The 14698-nt window shown below is 40.7% G+C and carries 8 protein-coding genes and 1 pseudogene; 4 read left to right on the forward strand and 5 right to left on the reverse strand.

What is annotated here, in order from left to right:
- Window positions 1-10 precede the first annotated feature (10 nt).
- Together gmd and MSKOL_RS03855 are read right to left on the reverse strand one after the other, a co-directional pair.
- The gene (gmd, locus tag MSKOL_RS03850) at window positions 11-1066 is read right to left on the reverse strand and encodes a GDP-mannose 4,6-dehydratase (protein WP_048118328.1); all 1056 of its coding nucleotides are present in this window, start codon (window positions 1064-1066) and stop codon (window positions 11-13) included.
- Window positions 1067-1276: 210 nt separating this feature from the next.
- Window positions 1277-2653, reverse strand: coding sequence for a mannose-1-phosphate guanylyltransferase/mannose-6-phosphate isomerase (locus MSKOL_RS03855; RefSeq protein ID WP_048153817.1), 1377 nt, complete (start codon window positions 2651-2653; stop codon window positions 1277-1279).
- A gap of 867 nt (window positions 2654-3520) precedes the next feature.
- Between MSKOL_RS03855 and MSKOL_RS18625 the strand changes: the two genes are divergently transcribed.
- Window positions 3521-8476 carry a PKD domain-containing protein gene (locus tag MSKOL_RS18625; protein WP_231592424.1) on the forward strand — a complete coding sequence of 1652 codons (4956 nt, stop codon included), beginning with the start codon at window positions 3521-3523 and terminating at the stop codon, window positions 8474-8476.
- A gap of 483 nt (window positions 8477-8959) precedes the next feature.
- Here MSKOL_RS18625 and MSKOL_RS19775 read toward each other — a convergent pair whose 3' ends face one another.
- Together MSKOL_RS19775 and MSKOL_RS19780 are read right to left on the reverse strand one after the other, a co-directional pair.
- Entirely contained in the window at window positions 8960-9097 is a 138-nt protein-coding gene (locus MSKOL_RS19775; RefSeq protein ID WP_156150954.1) for a hypothetical protein, read from the reverse strand.
- Window positions 9098-9172: 75 nt separating this feature from the next.
- A complete protein-coding gene (locus MSKOL_RS19780) occupies window positions 9173-9328 on the reverse strand; it encodes a hypothetical protein (protein WP_156150955.1) in 156 nt (51 codons plus the stop codon).
- Window positions 9329-9899: 571 nt separating this feature from the next.
- Between MSKOL_RS19780 and MSKOL_RS03865 the strand changes: the two genes are divergently transcribed.
- From MSKOL_RS03865 to MSKOL_RS19070, 3 genes and pseudogenes are all read left to right on the forward strand, one after another.
- Window positions 9900-10745 carry a sulfide/dihydroorotate dehydrogenase-like FAD/NAD-binding protein gene (locus MSKOL_RS03865; protein ID WP_048118334.1) on the forward strand — a complete coding sequence of 282 codons (846 nt, stop codon included), beginning with the start codon at window positions 9900-9902 and terminating at the stop codon, window positions 10743-10745.
- 17 nt (window positions 10746-10762) lie between these two features.
- Window positions 10763-12172, forward strand: coding sequence for an NADPH-dependent glutamate synthase (gene gltA / locus MSKOL_RS03870; protein WP_048118337.1), 1410 nt, complete (start codon window positions 10763-10765; stop codon window positions 12170-12172).
- Window positions 12173-12514: 342 nt separating this feature from the next.
- Window positions 12515-12785: pseudogene (locus MSKOL_RS19070) on the forward strand (IS1634 family transposase); the annotation flags it as partial.
- 51 nt (window positions 12786-12836) lie between these two features.
- On the opposite strand, the gene MSKOL_RS03875 reads toward MSKOL_RS19070, so the two are convergent.
- A complete protein-coding gene (locus MSKOL_RS03875; protein WP_231592426.1) occupies window positions 12837-14039 on the reverse strand; it encodes a threonine/serine exporter ThrE family protein in 1203 nt (400 codons plus the stop codon).
- Between the last annotated feature and the right edge of the window lie 659 nt (window positions 14040-14698).

Below are 14698 nucleotides of genomic sequence, written 5' to 3' on the forward strand. Positions count from 1 at the left end.
CACCTTTGTTTTATTCAAAAGAGTGATTTTCCTTTGCAGCCTTTTCGTCGGCTTTTATCATAATCTTTACCAGCTCTTCCAATTTTACTTTAGGCTCCCAGCCAAGCTTTTCCTTTGCTTTTGAGGGATCTCCAATCAATATGTCTACTTCGGTAGGTCGGTAATATCTGGGATCTATTTCTACTATAATTTTACCTGTACGGGAGTCAATTCCAACTTCTTCACTACCTTTACCTTTCCACAAAATCTCAATGCCGACTTCCTTAAATGCCAGCTCTGTAAACTCCCGTACCGAATGAGTCTCTCCTGTAGCAATTACATAATCATCTGGTTTTTCCTGCTGGAGGATCAGCCACATTGCTTCCACGTAATCTTTTGCAAATCCCCAATCTCTTTTTGCATCAAGGTTTCCAAGGTAAAGTTTTTCCTGCAGTCCATGTTTTATTTTTGTGGCTGCCATCGTTATTTTTCTAGTAACAAACGTCTCTCCTCGAATTGGGGATTCGTGGTTGAATAAGATACCATTACATGCAAAAATCTCGTACGCTTCCCGATAGTTGACCGTAATCCAGTACGCATACAGTTTAGCCGCTGCGTACGGGCTTCTTGGATAAAAAGGAGTTGTTTCTTTCTGGGGAATTTCCTGTACCTTCCCGTAAAGCTCACTGGTTGAAGCCTGGTAGAATTTTGTTTTTTTCTCAAGACCCAGAATTCTAATTGCCTCCAGAAGGCGCAGAGTTCCCAACCCATCGGAATTTGCCGTATATTCTGGAGTTTCGAAGGATACCTGTACATGGCTTTGAGCAGCCAGGTTGTAAATTTCATCCGGTTGAGTTTCCTGTATTATACGGATAAGGTTGGTAGAATCCGTAAGGTCACCATAATGCATGAAAAAATTTACGTTTCTTTCATGGGGATCTCTGTAAAGATGATCGACCCTTCCGGTATTAAATGAAGAAGATCTCCGCTTTATACCATGCACAGTATATCCTTTATTAAGAAGAAATTCAGCTAAGTAAGCCCCATCCTGACCTGTAATTCCAGTAATTAGTGCAACTTTATCCATGCTATTTCCCTGATTTTAATGATTAGTGCAAGTTTCAAGAATAAAAATATTATCAAGTGATTCAAACCGAAAGCGTTGTCACAGAATAAACTATGTATATATTTTGATTTGTACTTTGATTTTCAATATCAACGTCACCAATTAAAAACCAATTTTATAAAAAATCTATACAATCTATTTTGTGACATTCACTAAGGTTCTGAATACTTTTTATTTCCTCCCATAAACATCGTCAAACCTGACAATGTCCGCTTCGTCTACAAGCTCCCCCAGCTGCACTTCAATAATTTCAAGCGGAATTTTTCCCGGATTTGACAGTCTGTGTTTCTCTCCTGCGCTGATAAAAGTGCTTTCTCCAGGTCTCAGGAAAAACTGCTGTCCGCCTACTTCCACACAGGCCATACCTTTAACAACCACCCAGTGCTCGCTGCGATGGTAATGCAGCTGGAGGCTTAACTTATGGTCAGGAAGTACTGTTATATTCTTAATCTTGTGCTCCGGAGATGTTTCAAGTAAGGTATACGAGCCCCAGGGCCTGTAAACAGTTTGTCCGATGTATGCCCTTTCATCATTTCTTTCTTTAAGGGCTGAGACAATATTCTTCACCTTCTGGCTGCTGGATTTAGGACAAACTAACAGAGCATCACTGGTATCAACAATAACCATGTCTTTAATATCAATGAGCGAAACAAGCTTCCCGCAACTTGAATATACGAGATTTCCATTGGAGTTCAGCATTAGAGGGTCACATTCATGGACAACATTTCCTACAGGGTCCTTTTCAAACTCGTCATAAATTGCTGCAAAATTTCCCAGATCGCTCCATTTCTGCTCAAGTTTTACAACTGCAACCCTATCGGATTTTTCCATTATTCCATAGTCAACGGAAATCTTGTCCACGCATGTATAAATCTCATTAATATCCTTTCCGTTTTCAAAACAGGCGAAAACAGAAGGTGCATATTTTTTAACTTCGTCAAAGAAAAGCTCTGTATCGAACAGGAACATTCCACTGTTCCAGAGGCAGCCTTCCTGAATATACTTCTCTGCAGTTCTCAGGTCCGGTTTTTCTCTGAATTCCGAAACCCTGTAACCTGGCCCACAGGCTTCTGAGGGTTTAATATAGCCATATCCCGTGTGAGGAAAATCAGGAACAACCCCGAAAGTAACCAGATAATCCGAAGCAAGCTCTTCAGCTGAAGCAATTGTCTGCATTGCAACTCTATCAAGGACATGATCCGATGAAAAAATCCCTACTACAGAGCGCCCATATTTTTTTTCAATTTCTTTCATTCCGAAGAAAATTGCAGGGAGAGTATTCTTGCCTTCAGGCTCGATTAATACATTCTCTGGAGGGATTGAGTACCCTATTTCCTCAATCTGCCCGATTACGAAAAATTTTTGATCTTCGTTCGTTACAACGAAAATTTCAGAAATTTCAGAAATTTCAAGGCACCTGAGGATGGTTTCCTGAAAAAGAGAATTATTTCCAAACTTTAAAAACTGCTTGGGATACATTTCCCGGCTGAGGGGCCAGAGCCGTGTTCCTGAACCGCCTGCAAGAATTATTGATTTTATACCTGTCATCTCCTGTAGATATTGGTTAAAATGGATGCTATCTTAATAATCTAACTGAAGGTATATAGATTGGTTTCTAGACAATAGTATACAGATACGCTGAAAACACGAGTTAGAGCAATATCATGAAAGTTGTTAAATAAGCTTTGCCCAGAAAAGAGTTGAGCCTACTTGAGACTTAAATAACATAGAGGATATTCTTTCTAAAAAATAGCTGATTGCTAATATCTACTCTTAACAAAGTGCATCTGTTGAAGCTGCCACTGTAAGCTATGAACCTTATCACAAACATTAATGAAGGCTTTGACTTATTGGCTGTAACTTCAGCAAGTATAAAGATAAGCTTCTGATCAAATCTTCCAAAAGAGGCTCTTCGTTGTTTTGTATGGATATCCTCATAATATTCTCATAAAAACCAATGCGGTCTTGAATTGAAAATCATCTTATCCATAGGAAATTATGAAGAGACAAATAAAATATTAAAAATGTTTATGAAACACTATCTAATATAATACTCAAAATTTAATGTTTTTCTGCCGAATATAAGTTACATTATATTTTAAGAGATTTATTAATATAGTAACATCATTACAATTTCACATATAAATATTTTTAAATACAAACATGATATAATTTCGATTGTTGAGTTCTGTTAAGATATAACGTATATTCTTCAAAATTCGACGGGAAATTTTCTAACAAGTTTACTTCACATTGTAAGTTGAAGTCGTTTTTGAGTAAGTTACACATACAATTAAGTAAACTCTATAAAATATATATGTATGTTATTTTTTGCTATGTATAAAAAGGAGATCTTAAAAGGTGAAATATCAAAAAGCCAATGTTTTTAAGATAACGTCATTATGTTTGGTTTTATTGTTTCTTGGACTGATGAGTGCGTCTGTTACGCATGCTGAAACTTATCACTTTGTTGCAAAGTGGGGTTCTGAGGGCAGCAGTGACGGACAATTTTCTAGTCCATGTGGTGTCGTTATCGGTCCTTCTGGCAATGTTTATGTTGCCGACACTTCCAATCACCGCATTCAGGAGTTTGACAGCAGTGGCTCATTCATTAACAAATGGGGTTCTTATGGCAGTAGCAGCAATGGGCCATTTTCTTCTCCACAAGGTGTTGCTGTAGATTCTTCTGGCAATGTTTATGTTGCCGATACGTACAATCATCGTATCGTGAAGTTTGACAGCAGTGGGAAATGCCTTACCAAGTGGGGTTCCGAGGGCAGCGGTGAAGGGCAATTTTATTATCCACAAGGTATTGCTGTAGATTCATCTGGCAATGTTTATGTTGCCGATACGTCCAATAATCGTATTCAGGAGTTTGATAGCAACGGTAAATACATTACCCAATTGGGTTCTGAGGGTACTGGTTACGGAGAATTAGATGATCCGCGTGGTGTAGCTGTAGATTCTTCGGGTAATATTTATGTTGCTGATACATATAATAATCGCATTCAAAAATTTGACAGCAACGGTGAATTTCTAGCTAGTTGGGGTTCTGGGGGCAGTGGTAACAAACAATTTAGTAGCCCATCCGGTGTTGCTGTAGATTCTTCTGGTAATATTTATATTGCCGATTTATATAATAATCGCATTCAGAAGCTTGACAGCAATGGCATATATCTTACCCAATGGGGTATTTATGGCAGCGATGATGGACAATTTTATAATCCAGTAGGAGTTTTTGTAGACTCCTCAGGCAATATATCTGTTGCCGATACGTACAATCATCGCATTCAGAAATTTGATAGTAGCGGAACATTCCTTACCAAATGGGGTTCTGAGGGCAGCGATGAAGGAGAATTTGAATCTCCCCAAAGTGTTGCTGTAGATTCTTCTGGAAACTTTTATGTTGCCGATACAAATAATAATCGCATTCAGAAGTTTGATAGTAGCGGAACATTCCTTCTCCAATGGAATACTTCTGGCAATGATGGAGATTTTTCTTCTCCACAAGGTGTTGCTGTAGATTCGTCTGGCAATGTTTATGTTGCCGATACGTCCAATCATCGTATTCAGAAATTTGATAGTAGCGGAACATTCCTTACCAAATGGGGTTCTGAGGGCAACGGTGAAGGAGAATTTGAATCTCCACAAGGAATTGCTGTAGATTCTTCGGGTAATGTTTATGTTGCCGATACATATAATTCTCGCATTCAAAAATTTGATAGTAGCGGAACATTCATTACCAGTTGGGGGGAATGGGGCGGTGGCCACGGACAATTTTGTGAGCCAACAGGGGTTGCTGTAGATTCAGCTGGCAATGTTTATGTTGCCGATGGGTGGTACAGTTGTCGCGTTCAAAAATTTAACAGCATTGGCAAATACATTATCCAATTTGGTGGTTATGGCAGCGATGACGGACAATTTATTGATCCACATGGTATTGTTGTAGATTCTTCTGGCAATATTTATGTTGCCGATACAAATAATAATCGCATTCAGAAGTTTGATAGTAGTGGAGCATTCCTTACCAAATGGGGCTACTCTGGCAGTGACGAAGGGCAGTTTTCTAATCCACAAGATATTGCTGTAGATTCTTCAGGCAATGTTTATGTTTCCGATACGTCCAATAATCGCATTCAGAAGTTTGCTGCATCATTACTTCCTCTTGCAAACTTCGGCAGTAATGTGACCAGTGGTTATGCTCCTCTGTCAGTCCAGTTTACCGATAAATCTGAAAATGCAATTGGATGGGACTGGAACTTTGGAGACGGAACTAATTCAACCGAGCAGAATCCAGTGCATACTTTTTCGGTAGCAGAGAACTATACTGTTAACCTGACAGTGAGCAATGCATATGGTACAGACTCAAAGTTGGCCACAATAAGGGTTGATTCACCTTCTTACTATTCGGTAAATGGCCATTATTATAGTGCAATATATGCACCTGAAGGCATTACCTGGACAGATGCAAAAACGGCGGCTGAGTCTTCTACTTATCTTGGAATGAATGGACATCTGGCCACAATCACTTCTCAGGATGAGAACGATTTTATATACAATAATCTTGTCGTAACACCAAATTATTATTGGTTGGGGGCCTTTCATCCAGATGATAGTCCGGAACCTGATAGCGGTTGGCAATGGGTAACGGGCGAACCGTGGAATTATACTTACTGGGATTCAGGCCAGCCGGATGGCGATTATGAAGGTGCGCTTCAGTTCTTCTATAATGACAAATGGAATGACCTTTCTCGCTATTCTGGTGAAAGTGGCTATGTCATAGAATACGAACCACCTAATAAGACACCAGTACTTCCTGTCGCAAACTTCAGTGCCAATGTCAGTGAAGGTTATGCCCCTCTGTCAGTCCAGTTTATCGATCTGTCAGAAAATGCAACTTCATGGCTCTGGGACTTTGGGGACGGTACCAACGCTACCGAGCAGAATGTTTCTCATACATATACATCAGTTGGTAACTATACCGTCAACCTTACGGTTTCCAACGCAGACGGGAATGATTCAGAGGTAAAGACCGATTACATTGTCGTAAGTGAACCACTACCTGGAGCACCAGTTGCAAACTTTACAGCAACGCCTACTTCTGGCGATGCACCACTTAGTGTGAACTTCACTGATGCTTCAACCGGCACTGTCTCCTCATATGCATGGGACTTTGATAACGATGGAACTGTAGACAGTACTGATCAGAATCCAGTCTACACTTATGCTGTATCTGGTAACTACACTGTCAATCTTACTGTTTCCAATGCAGGTGGAAGTGATTCTGAAGTCAAGACTGATTACATTGTCGTAAGTGAACCACTACCTGGAGTACCAGTTGCAAACTTTACTGCAACGCCTACTTCTGGCGATGCACCACTTACTGTGAGCTTCACTGATGCTTCAACCGGCACTGTCTCCTCATATGCATGGGACTTTGATAATGATGGAACTGTAGACAGTACTGATCAGAATCCAGTCTACACTTATGCTGCATCTGGTAACTACACTGTCAATCTTACTGTTTCCAATGCAGGTGGAAGTGATTCTGAAGTCAAGACCGATTACATTGTCGTAAGTGAACCATTACCTGGAGCACCAGTTGCAAACTTTACTGCAACGCCTACTTCTGGCGATGCACCACTTAGTGTGAACTTCACTGATGCTTCAACCGGCACTGTCTCCTCATATGCATGGGACTTTGATAATGATGGAACTGTAGACAGTACTGATCAGAATCCAGTCTATACTTATGCTGCATCTGGTAACTACACTGTCAATCTCACTGTAACCGGACCGGGTGGAAGCGATTCTGAGGTGAAAACTGGTTACATCGATGTCTCCAGTCCATCTCCATCAAAGCCGGTAGCTAACTTTTCTGCTTCTCCAACTTCTGGAAAGGCACCATTAAACGTTAAATTTACTGACACAAGCACAGGAACACCTACTTCCTGGTACTGGACCTTTGGAGATGGATCAAAGTCATACCTCCAGAATCCGACTCACAAGTATTCAAAGGCAGGAATATATACTGTGAACTTGACAGTAAAGAATGCTGCAGGACGTAATACGGTAACAAAAACAGATTATATAAAAGTAGTAACAAAGCCGGTTGCCGAATTCTCTGCGTCTCCTACCTCAGGAAAAGCTCCATTAAAGGTTGCCTTTACTGACACAAGCACAGGCTTCCCAACGTCATGGAAATGGAATTTCGGAGACGGAAGTACTTCAACTCAGCAGAATCCAACGCATAAGTATTCCATAGCAGGAAACTATACGGTAGCACTTACGGTAAGAAATGCGGTGGGCAGTAATACGGTAACAAAAGATGGCTATATACAAGTGATAGAAAAACCGGTAGCTAACTTTTCTGCTTCTCCAACTTCTGGGAAAGTACCATTAAAGGTTGCCTTTACTGACACAAGCACAGGCTCCCCAACTTCATGGAAATGGGATTTTGGAGATGGAACAACTTCAACCCAGCAGAATCCAACTCATAAGTATTCCAAAGTAGGGAATTATACTGTTAAGCTTACAGCAACAAATGCTGCAGGCAGTAACATGGTAACAAAAACAGATTATATAAAAGTAGTAACAAAGCCAGTTGCCGAATTCTCTGCGTCTCCTACCTCAGGAAAAGCTCCATTAAAGGTTGCCTTTACTGACACAAGCACAGGCTCCCCAACTTCATGGAAATGGAATTTCGGAGACGGAAGTACTTCAACCCAGCAGAATCCAACGCATAAGTATTCCATAGCAGGAAACTATACGGTAGCACTTACGGTAAGAAATGCGGTGGGCAGTAATACAGTAACAAAAGATGGCTATATACAAGTGATAGAAAAACCGGTAGCTAACTTTTCTGCTTCTCCAACTTCTGGGAAAGCACCATTAAAGGTTGCCTTTACTGACACAAGCACAGGCTCCCCAACTTCATGGAAATGGGATTTTGGAGATGGAACAACTTCAACCCAGCAGAATCCAACTCATAAGTATTCCAAAGTAGGGAATTATACTGTTAAGCTTACAGCAACAAATGCTGCAGGCAGTAACATGGTAACAAAAACAGATTATATAAAAGTAGTAACAAAGCCGGTTGCCGAATTCTCTGCGTCTCCGACCTCAGGAAAAGCTCCATTAAAGGTTGCCTTTACTGATAAAAGTACAGGCTTGCCAGATAAGTGGAAATGGAGTTTTGGAGACGGGACAACTTCAAGGGAACAGAATCCAGAACATCAGTATTTACAGGAAGGAAAATATAAGGTTGTACTTACAGTAAGCAATGCGGCGGGCAGCAATACTGTAACAAAAACAAATTACATAACAGTGACAACAAATACCAGACCGGGAATATATTCTGAAAACAAATAAACCTTTAAACTGAAAAAAGAGAAAAAATCGAGACTAAAGGGTGAGAGATTATTGACAAATCTGGCAAAACAACCCTTTAGCCTCGTTGACCAGAGTTGAAAACCAACTTTGGTTTGCAATTTTTAATAACTGGTTCCCATGAATCAATCTTTGTTCCAGCAATAAATTGTAGAAAATCTGTTTTAAAACTTAAATTTGTTTTAGAAGTTAAATTTGTTTTAGAACTTAAATCTGTTTTAAAACTTCTAACTTATATTTAATATGTTTGCATTCTATTTTGAGTGTTTTATTCGAGAGCGTTTCTTAAATATTACGTGATTATTTATTTGATTGAAAATTGGTAAACATACTAAAAGTATCCAAAAGTAAAGAAGTGAGCAACAAGTGCTTAAAAATACAAGGAAAGAAAATAAAAAAAAGTCGAACAAATACTTTTATTCAAGGATTTTTCCTCTGCCCCTCCCTTTCCATACCTCATAAAATTCAGTACTCTATTTCTTCCCCATAAAGGGTCTTTCGTTCTTCTTCATCGTACTTATCACAGCTTACGAGAGGCTTTTGCCTTGCTTTGACCTCTTTTTCCCTCGGACCCAGAGATTCAGTATCAGTTTTCTGTACCATAAGAGTTTCCTCTTATATTCCTTCAATCTCTCAGCGTCTTAATTGTTCCGGCAAAAAAGTAAAAAATAAGTGAGATTATTTGCAGGTGTCAAGGAGCGATCTCTTCTTGCCACCCCTGGCTTCGGTAGGATGTATCGGATCGACGTCAGCTACTTCTTCCCCTTCCTTTTTCTCTAACTTCTCTCCCTTTGTACCTTCTCTTCTTTCTTCAGGCATTTGTTTAACCCCCATATCTATAAATTCGTCTCAGTTGTCTTTTCCTGAATCTGCCTGTCAGAACGAACTCACTCATCTTTTTATAGCCATTCAGCTTTTTATAGAGTGGACGAATTCCTCAAGCGAGTAAATTTCTCTTTCAGGCAAAGGTTTTAAATTTTCAAGCTCAAATACGGCCATAAAATTCGGTTATCTAACCGATATAGTTTGTACTGAGTTTGCTTTATCCCTCCTCTCCGCCAATCGACTATCTGATATAGTCTGTTCAGGGATTACCCCTTAATTTATTATACCCACTAGATTTATTAAATTATTGCAACAATGGTCAAAAAGTTGAAGAATACTCAGACTCTTTTAAAAAGAAGTATTGGCAGAAAGGTCGCTTATAATTCAGCAAAAAATAATCCAGACGGACAAAATAATCAAAATTATTTGGGAGAATATATATCCCATTAATCAGTATAAGGAGAACGTCCAGGCGGAAAAGCTCGGGAATATAATAAATCCGTGAGGAGATCCGCAATATCAAAATTTACCTATTCATTTGCTCTAAAAAAATTGCTTTTACTCAGGAAAATGTGATCTCATGGCATATAAAGTATTGAAAAAGGAAGAAATCGCTCCGTCGGTGCACAGGATGGTAATAGATGCTCCTGACGTGGCAAAGGCTGCAAAAGCCGGACAGTTCATAATCCTCAGAATTGATGAAAAGGGAGAAAGGGTACCCCTTACTATTGCCGACTTTGACAACGAGAAAGGCAGAGTAGCCATAATATTTCAGGAGATGGGCAAAACTACAAAACAGCTTGCAAAGCTTTCTGCAGGCGAGTTTCTTGAGGACGTCGTCGGACCTCTTGGTACTCCTTCCGATGTAAGGAAACTTGGCACTGTTATCCTTGTAGGTGGAGGGGTAGGAGTTGCCCCGGCTTATCCTCAGGCAAAGGCTTATAAAAAAGCTGGAAACAAGGTAATTTCCATTATAGGAGCCCGAAACAAGGACCTCCTCATCCTTGAAGAGGAAATGAAGGATGCCAGTTCCGAACTGTATATCGCAACCGATGACGGATCAAAAGGACACCATGGATTTGTTACCGATATAATGAAACAGATTCTGGATAGCGGAGAAGAGGTTGCAAGAGTTGTAATTATTGGGCCCCCAATAATGATGAAAGTAGGAGCAGGGGTAGCTTCTCCCTATGATGTTGAAATCCTGGTAAGCCTTAACTCCATTATGGTAGACGGGACAGGTATGTGCGGCGGCTGCAGGGTTACAGTTGACGGAAAAACCAGATTTACCTGCGTTGATGGGCCTGAATTTGATGCACGTAAAGTTGATTTTGTTCAACTCATGAACAGGCTTGCAATGTACCGCGGCGAAGAGACGAAAGCTGTGGAAAAATACGAAGAAGAATGCAGGTGTGGACTGCACTGAAAAGGAGGGGATGAAAAATGCAAGAACTAAACGGAGAAAAAACTGCAAAAGTAAAGAAAGAAAGGACCCCTATGCCAGAACAGCCTGCGGAAGAGCGCAGGAAGAACTTTAATGAGGTAGCTCTTGGCTACACAAAAGAAGACGCTCTTGCCGAAGCCTCCCGCTGTCTCTCCTGCAAGGAACCGAAATGTGTTGAAGGCTGCCCTGTGAATGTGGATATTCCAGGCTTTATCAAGCTTGTCTGCGAGGAAGACTTTGCAGGGGCAATAAAGAAGATTAAAGGCACAAATGCCCTTCCTGCCATCTGCGGCCGTGTCTGCCCCCAGGAAACTCAGTGCGAAGCTCTCTGCGTACTCGGAAAGAAGGGGCAGCCAGTTGCTATCGGAAGGCTCGAACGCTTCTGCGCTGATTATGAGCGGCAGCAGGGGGTAAAGGTCCCTGAAATTCCAGAGCCTACAGGAAAGAAAGTAGCTGTTGTAGGCTCAGGGCCGTCGGGTCTCACTGCCGCAGCAGACCTTGCAAAGCTGGGCCACAAAGTCACAGTCTTTGAATCCCTTCACAAAGCCGGCGGAGTTCTGAGTTACGGCATTCCAGAGTTCAGGCTGCCAAAGGAAATTGTTCGGCAGGAAGTCGAGTACATTGAGCAGCTTGGGGTAGAGTTCAAGCCCAACTATATCATCGGCAGGATCAAGACCTTAGACGAGCTCTGTGACGAATTTGATGCGGTTTTCCTGGGCACTGGTGCAGGTCTCCCAAGCTTTATGGGAATTCCAGGCGAAAACTTCAATGGCGTTTACTCTGCAAACGAGTTCCTGACCCGTGTGAACCTCATGAAAGCTTATGACCCTGAATACGATACCAGAGTCAGGCTGGGAAAGCACGTAGTGGTTGTCGGAGGCGGAAATGTGGCAATGGATGCCGCTCGTTCAGCCCTCCGCCTGGGCGCTGAAGAAGTTAGCATAGTCTATCGCCGTGGGGAAGAAGAGATGCCAGCCCGCAGGGAAGAAATCGAGCACGCTAAAGAAGAAGGCATAACCTTCAGGCTCCTTACAAACCCTGTCCGCATTCTCGGCGACGAGAAGTTCAATGCTACTGCAGTCGAATGCATTAAAATGGAACTAGGCGAACCTGACAAGTCCGGCAGAAGAAGCCCTGTCCCTGTAGAAGGTTCGGAATTCACTATTCCTGCCGAAGTTGTTGTTATCGCAATAGGCACATCTCCGAACCCCATGATTTTCAAAGGGTCGGAAGGCCTGGATCAGAGCAAAAGGGGCACTGTCGTTGCAGACGAAGAAACCGGTGCAACCTCAAAGTGCGGAGTCTTTGCAGGTGGAGATGTTGTCACAGGCGCAGCAACCGTTATCAGCGCAATGGGCGCTGGCAAGAAAGCCGCAAAGGCAATTGATGAGTATCTGAAAGAACAGTGAAACCAGATTAATCTGGTTTCTTTTTTAGTTTAAAGAGAGCGTCGCAAAAGTCAAAACAGTTCTACAAGTAGAGAATCGGAACGTTGACTTTAAATATAGCCTGACTTTGACAGTTAAATAAAAAATAAGTGCTCTTTGTTTTGGACTCTGGTCCAAAATCTAGTGATTTTTGTATTTTTCGATTGAAATCATGAACTTGCAGGAAGAATTCGTTCTTCAATCAAACTCAATATTTGATATCGAAAGACTTCCATCGAGAGGACGTATTTAATGGATTATAACCAATTATAAAATCTAGTGATTTTCAATTTCACGTTTATCACTGGATTTTGGTACTGAGTCTTGTTTTGTGTTGTTGGATACAATGTAAATCACAAAAAAAGGAGCCTTCCTGCAATTCCTAACAAGAATATATGTGTTCTTATCTGACCTATTCTTGTTGTCCACTATTTTTATGAAAAGCTTAATTTCTGTTATATTTTTGGCAAGTATAAAAGCAAGGGTCTTGATTTCAATAGTTTTACTAATCGGCTTTTTAAGCTACAAGCTTACCGAGAATTTTAGCATCAAAGAAGCTGGCAAATGGTTGAATCAGAAAGAAATTCTGGATATCGATGTTGTATCCTGAAAGAATCATTAAAGTTTAAAATTCCTGTTCAACAACTCAGGGAGATGACCCGATTTTTAGTGGATCAGCAATCACAGCACCGATTAACAGCCCCGTGGAGATCGCTACAAAGGTCAGAGCTACCTGGATCAGACTGGCAATGGATGAAGAATAGTTCTGTCCCACTAATGCGGCTAAGCTGATAAGCCCAAGTGCTCCTGGAACCAGGACCCAGAATGCAGGTATTATAGACACATAATACGGTGTTCTAAGTTTGGATCGCTCCAGAAAAGTTCCTAGCATTGTCATAATGATGGAACCTGTGAAAGCTCCAAAAAGTCCCCCCAAAAGATAATTTCCTGCTTGCTGCCCAAGAAAAGTGGCTAACAATACAATTAAAACTCCTAACATGTCCTTGTTTCTTATGCACATCAGAAGGTACATCCCAAGGGTGAATATAAGAACTCCAATATAGGGAGCCCACCAATACAAAGGAGTTGAAGTGTTGGCTATTATGTAATCTTCGGGCAAACCCACAACCTGGAGGCCTACTATCACTCCAAATAAGAGAAGTAGCAATATTACAACTCCCTGAACCAGACGAGATGCACCAGATACCAGATTGTTTGCTGCCAGTTCGAACATTCCCGTAGACAGAACTGCTCCGGGAATGAAGTAAGCAAGTGCAGGGACCATTATAGTTAGAGACCCGTTTATAATTCCCTGTTTAATACCTAGAAAAAAGATCGTGGAAACAAAAAAGGCCGTTAGAACAGGCAGAATCAGAGTAAGTCTTTTTTTATCCTCGGAATAAGCCAGTATAAGACCCGCTATGGCTCCTAATGCTCCACAAAAAAATAATCCATTAAAGGTTGGTAGAAAGAGCATTCCCAGGCCTGTGGAAAACAGTGCATAACCTAAAATATTTTTAATATAATTATGTTGACGTTTAACATTTATTATTTCTTTAATACGCCTTATCCCCTGTTCAGGCGTTATTTCAGCATTTTCTGCCTGGTTGATCAACTCATATAATCTTGAAACCTGGTCTAAGGGAAGTACTCCGGGTTTCTGCATGGTGACTTCCAGAGCCTTTGAATCGCCATTTGCAATCTTTATGATTAAAAAAGTAGGTAAACTAATAACCTCCTCAGCTTTGAAACCATAAGCCTGGCATATTTTTTTCAAAATTGACTCTATGGACATTACCGCAATTCCTGCAGTAGTCAGAGCTCTGGAAAGTTCGGTGAGGAATTTCAAAAGTTGATTAGGTGACTTTTCCTCATCTGAAATATTTAAAGAGCTTATATGAGATAAATCAGTACGTGGAACCATTTTATCAATTCATGAATTTATTCACTTTGAATTTTCGGTGCGTAGCGCATTCTTCGTTTCTTCGCTGAGCCATGAGACAGATCTGAATGGCCTCTTCTATACAGATGGTCTTGCTTGTATGCCAGTCGCCCCAGTATCACTTGAAGTACAAATTAAACATTGGGCGTTGTGACTGAGTTAGTATTTTAGACATTTAATGTTTTAATGCTACCGATTTTTAATCTAGCGTGAATATATTAGATTTTTATGCAGAAGGTAAAAGCAAATGTAGAAGTATTCAGAGACCAAAAACGACGTCATTCAATTTTAACCAAACGCCCTGGAGTAAAATTACTTGAATCTCTCCCAAAAACACTATCTGGCAAAATATTGATTTACAAAAAATATTGCAGAATGTGGAATTCACTGCCATCTCATATATTATATATTTTTAATTTGGAACTTGACTTTTCATATCCACACAACCCATTTATTTAAGAATTTTTTTAACCAGTAGTCTATATTTCGGGATTCAATCCTGAAAGGACTATAAAACTCCGACTGAATTGGAATGAAAACAACAGGTTTTAACAGGGTTTGTTGTG

It is taken from the genome of Methanosarcina sp. Kolksee, from assembly GCF_000969945.1.
In the GTDB taxonomy this organism is placed as follows: Archaea; Halobacteriota; Methanosarcinia; order Methanosarcinales; family Methanosarcinaceae; genus Methanosarcina; species Methanosarcina vacuolata.

Bases quoted from the DNA above. Each gene is read 5' to 3' on its own strand.
- gmd (WP_048118328.1), bottom strand. From the start codon at position 1,066: ATGGATAAAGTTGCACTAATTACTGGAATTACAGGTCAGGATGGGGCT.
- MSKOL_RS03855 (WP_048153817.1), bottom strand. From the start codon at position 2,653: ATGACAGGTATAAAATCAATAATTCTTGCAGGCGGTTCAGGAACACGG.
- MSKOL_RS19775 (WP_156150954.1), bottom strand. From the start codon at position 9,097: ATGGTACAGAAAACTGATACTGAATCTCTGGGTCCGAGGGAAAAAGAG.
- MSKOL_RS19780 (WP_156150955.1), bottom strand. From the start codon at position 9,328: ATGGGGGTTAAACAAATGCCTGAAGAAAGAAGAGAAGGTACAAAGGGA.
- MSKOL_RS03865 (WP_048118334.1), top strand. From the start codon at position 9,900: ATGGCATATAAAGTATTGAAAAAGGAAGAAATCGCTCCGTCGGTGCAC.
- gltA (WP_048118337.1), top strand. From the start codon at position 10,763: ATGCAAGAACTAAACGGAGAAAAAACTGCAAAAGTAAAGAAAGAAAGG.